This is a genomic window from Streptomyces boluensis, from assembly GCF_009908195.1.
Taxonomy (GTDB): domain Bacteria; phylum Actinomycetota; class Actinomycetes; order Streptomycetales; family Streptomycetaceae; genus Streptomyces; species Streptomyces boluensis.
In genome coordinates, this window is the sequence record NZ_JAAAHS010000563.1 from 1 (window position 1) to 3,607 (window position 3,607).

The following is a 3,607-nucleotide window of genomic DNA, read 5'->3' on the forward strand; positions in this document are numbered from 1 at the left end:
CCTGGAGTCAGGCCACACGGTCGGCGCGCTGGTCGTGGTGAACGCGGTCGGCTCGGTGACGGATCCACGCTCCGGAACGCTGTACGGGCGGTACTTCGAGGACCAGGAGGACCAGGAGGACCAGGTAGAGGAGGGCCGCAGACAGGAGCACACGGAGCCCGCACCCGCACCCGCACCCACCCCCGAAACCCACGCCCGCGCCCAAGCCCAACTCGCCGAAGCGCAGGCCGAGTCGGAGCGCCGCAGGGTCGGGGGTGAACCGGGACGCACGCCGCCCCCGGAGCGCGCGACCGGCAGCGCGCCCCGTACCGCACCCCAACGCGCCGCCGGCCCGCAGAGCCCGCTGAACACGACCCTCGCCGTCGTCGCCACGGACGCCACGCTCAGCCGGGCGCAGGCGCAGAAGCTCGCGGGCACCAGCCACGACGGCTTCGCCCGCGCGATCCGCCCCGTACATCTGCTCCATGACGGCGACACGGTCTTCACGCTGGTGACGGGTGAACAGGCGCTGCCCGAGAGCGAGTTGGAGCAGCTCGCGGTGGTGAACGCGATCCTCGCGGCGGGCGCGGACACGGTGACCCGGGCGATCGTCCGGGCGGTCATGGCCGCGGAGTCGGTGGACGGACCGGGCGGGGTGTTCCCCGCGTACGGAGAGCTGTACGCCTGAGTGAGTGCGGGAACTTCCAAGGGGGGCTCGTACGTTTTCCCGAACCCCGGACATGATGTTCCGCCCAGGGGCTACGGTGAGCGGTCACAAGGTGACATGCAGCGACGCGAGTGACGCCGGGAGTATGCCTTGAGCGTTCCGTACGAGACGCCGAAGACGCCCGAGACACCCGAGGAGCACCTCGAAGGACTCCTCGGACAGGCCCTGAACTCCTTCGAGCTGCCCGACGAGACGATAGCCCGCCTCGAGACGGCGCTCGCGTTCGACAGTTCGCTGCGCTCGGCGCACCACAGCGCCGGGCTGTACCGCGAGACGCACCGGCACACGTTCCTGCTCGCCGACGGCCAGGCCCTGACGCTCTGGGAGTTGCGGCACAACACCGGTCCGGGTGGCGTGCAGCGCACGGAGATCTGCCACGAGCTGTACGTGGAGGAGGGCGAGGCGAGGATCGCCGCGTCCCGGCTGCTCCCGAGCACCGGCTGCGGACCCGGCTGCGCGGACACGACGGACGGCCGGGTTCCCGGCTGCGAGCCCTCGATGCTCGACACCGTCCGGCTGATCGTGGCCCCGGCCCCGCTGCAGCGTTCGTACGCTCCGGACGACTCGGCGGACCACGCCAGGCGGCTGCTGCGCCGCGCGGAGAACGGCGACCGGCCGGGCGGCGAGACGGCGGCGCTGCTGTGCTCCGCGGTCGCGCACCAGATCACGCAGGCCTTCGGGAACCCGTGCCGGACGAGCACGACGGGGCTCTGCTTCGCCCTGTACGAGCATGCGTTCCTGCTCGGCGACGGCAGCGAGATCAGCCTGTGGGAGGTCGAGCACACGGCGACGCCGGACCGCCGGCACATGTGCGAGGTGTACGTCAGCGAGGCCACGGCACGCGCGGCGATGGAGCGGCGGGCGTCCCGTACGTCCTGAAGTTCCTCAGGACGGCCACATCCTGAGCATCCTCAGGGACGGCTCCGTCCTGGACATCCTCAGGGACGCCCATCCTCAGGGACGCCCGTCGGTCAGCTGTCGTACGAGACCGATGAAGGCGTCCCGTTCGGCGGCCGAGAGCTCCACGGTGTCGGCGGGGTGCGAGCGCTGCCGGGGCATGGCGTACAGCGACTGCGCCCCGCGCCAGACCGTCACCTCGGACCGGTCCCTGCGCAGCATCCGCACCAGACCGACGGCCCACACGGCGCCCGCCACGGCGAGCACGGACAGACCGATCTGCTGGGGGAACGAGATCTGATCGAACATGCGGGCCAGTAGACAACACGGACCAGGAACTACGACAGGCCCACAACGGGACTTAGGTCCCGAAGTGAGCTATATCGCAGCGCTCGCGGAGCGATGTCGTACGGGCGAGTGCGTTCAGGCGGGTGCGTTCAGGCCGCCGCGACCGGCTCCTTCACCGCTTCCGTTCCCTGAGCTCCCTGAGCTCCTTGCGCTCCCTGCGTCGCCGCCGCCTCCGTCGCAACCGGGGCCGGGGCCGGGCTCTGCTCGGGGCCCTGCTTGCGCATCCCCTTGAGCAGCACGACCATGCCCGCCGAGACACACGTACCGGCGACGATCGCCACCAGGTACAGCAGCGGCTGGCCGATCAGCGGGACCACGAAGGCGCCACCGTGCGGGGCCTGCAGAGTCGCGCCGAAGCTCATCGACAGGGCGCCGGTGACCGCGCCGCCCGCCATCGAGGCGGGGATGACGCGCAGCGGGTCGGCCGCCGCGAACGGAATGGCGCCTTCGGTGATGAAGGAGGCGCCGAGTACCCAGGCGGCCTTGCCGTTCTCGCGCTCGGCCTTGGTGAACAACTTGCCGCGCACGGTGGTGGCCAGGGCCATGCCGAGCGGCGGCACCATACCGGCCGCCATCACCGCGGCCATGACCTTGAGGTTGCCCTCGGTGGCGCCCGCGCCGAGGCCGCCGACGGCGAAGGCGTACGCGACCTTGTTGAGCGGGCCGCCCAGGTCGAAGCACATCATCAGGCCGAGGATGACGCCGAGGATGATCGCGTTGGCGCCGGTGAGGGACTCGAGCCAGCCGGTGAGCGCGCTCTGCAGGGACGCGATCGGCTTGCCGACCACCAGGAACATCAGGAAGCCGACCACCGCCGAGGAGATCAGCGGAATCACCACCACCGGCATGATCCCGCGCAGCACAGCGGGTATCCGCACCTTCTGGATGGCCATGACCGTGGCGCCGGCGATCAGACCGGCGGCGAGTCCGCCGAGGAAGCCCGCGTCGATGGTGACGGCCACCGAGCCGCCGACGAATCCCGGTACGAGACCGGGCCGGTCGGCCATGCCGTACGCGATGTAGCCCGCGAGTACCGGCACCAGGAAGGCGAACGCGAGCCCGCCGACCTGAAAGAGCAGCGCCGCCCAGCTCGCGGACTCGGTCCAGACGAAGTGCTCGGCGACCGACTTGGCCTCGTTGATCTCGTAGCCGCCGATGGCGAATCCGAGGGCGATGAGGAGGCCGCCGGCGGCGACGAACGGAACCATGTAACTGACGCCGGACATCAGCCACTTGCGCAGCTTGGTGCCGTAGCCGTCACCCGCGTCGCCCGCGCCCTCGACCGGAGTGGCGGCGGCGCCGGCAGTGGTCTCGCCGCGCTCGGCCTTGCCGCGCACCTCGGCGATCAGCTCGGCGGGACGGTTGACGCCGGCCTTGACGCCCACGTCGACGGTGGGCTTCCCGGCGAACCGCTCCCTGTCCCGTACGGGCACGTCATGGGCGAAGATCACGCCATCGGCGGCGGCGATCACGTCCGGGTCGAGCCGGGTGAAGCCGGCCGAACCCTGGGTCTCCACGACGACTTCGACCCCGGCGTCACGACCGGCGTTCTCCAGGGACTCGGCGGCCATGTACGTGTGGGCGATGCCGGTCGGACAGGAGGTGACGGCCACGATCTTGAACGGGGCGCGGTCGGGGGCGGGTTCGGCACTCGGG

4 protein-coding genes are annotated in these 3,607 nt (G+C 71.1%); 2 read left to right on the top strand and 2 right to left on the bottom strand.

The features are described from left to right. The coding region (locus GUY60_RS35860) for a P1 family peptidase (protein WP_187370212.1) at window positions 1–667 on the top strand (667 nt) is incomplete at its 5' end. Window positions 668–796: 129 nt separating this feature from the next. Beyond that, entirely contained in the window at window positions 797–1,585 is a 789-nt protein-coding gene (locus tag GUY60_RS35865; protein ID WP_161705608.1) for a DUF6227 family protein, read from the top strand. Window positions 1,586–1,660: 75 nt separating this feature from the next. On the opposite strand, the gene GUY60_RS35870 is transcribed toward GUY60_RS35865, so the two are convergent. Further along, window positions 1,661–1,912 carry a hypothetical protein gene (locus tag GUY60_RS35870; protein ID WP_161705610.1) on the bottom strand — a complete coding sequence of 84 codons (252 nt, stop codon included), beginning with the start codon at window positions 1,910–1,912 and terminating at the stop codon, window positions 1,661–1,663. Between the two features lie 128 nt (window positions 1,913–2,040). Beyond that, a partial coding sequence (locus GUY60_RS35875) for a PTS fructose transporter subunit IIC (protein WP_161705612.1) occupies window positions 2,041–3,607 on the bottom strand: 1,567 nt, incomplete at its 5' end.

Excerpts from the sequence above, each read along its gene's own strand:
- GUY60_RS35870 (WP_161705610.1), bottom strand. The coding sequence starts at position 1,912 with ATGTTCGATCAGATCTCGTTCCCCCAGCAGATCGGTCTGTCCGTGCTC.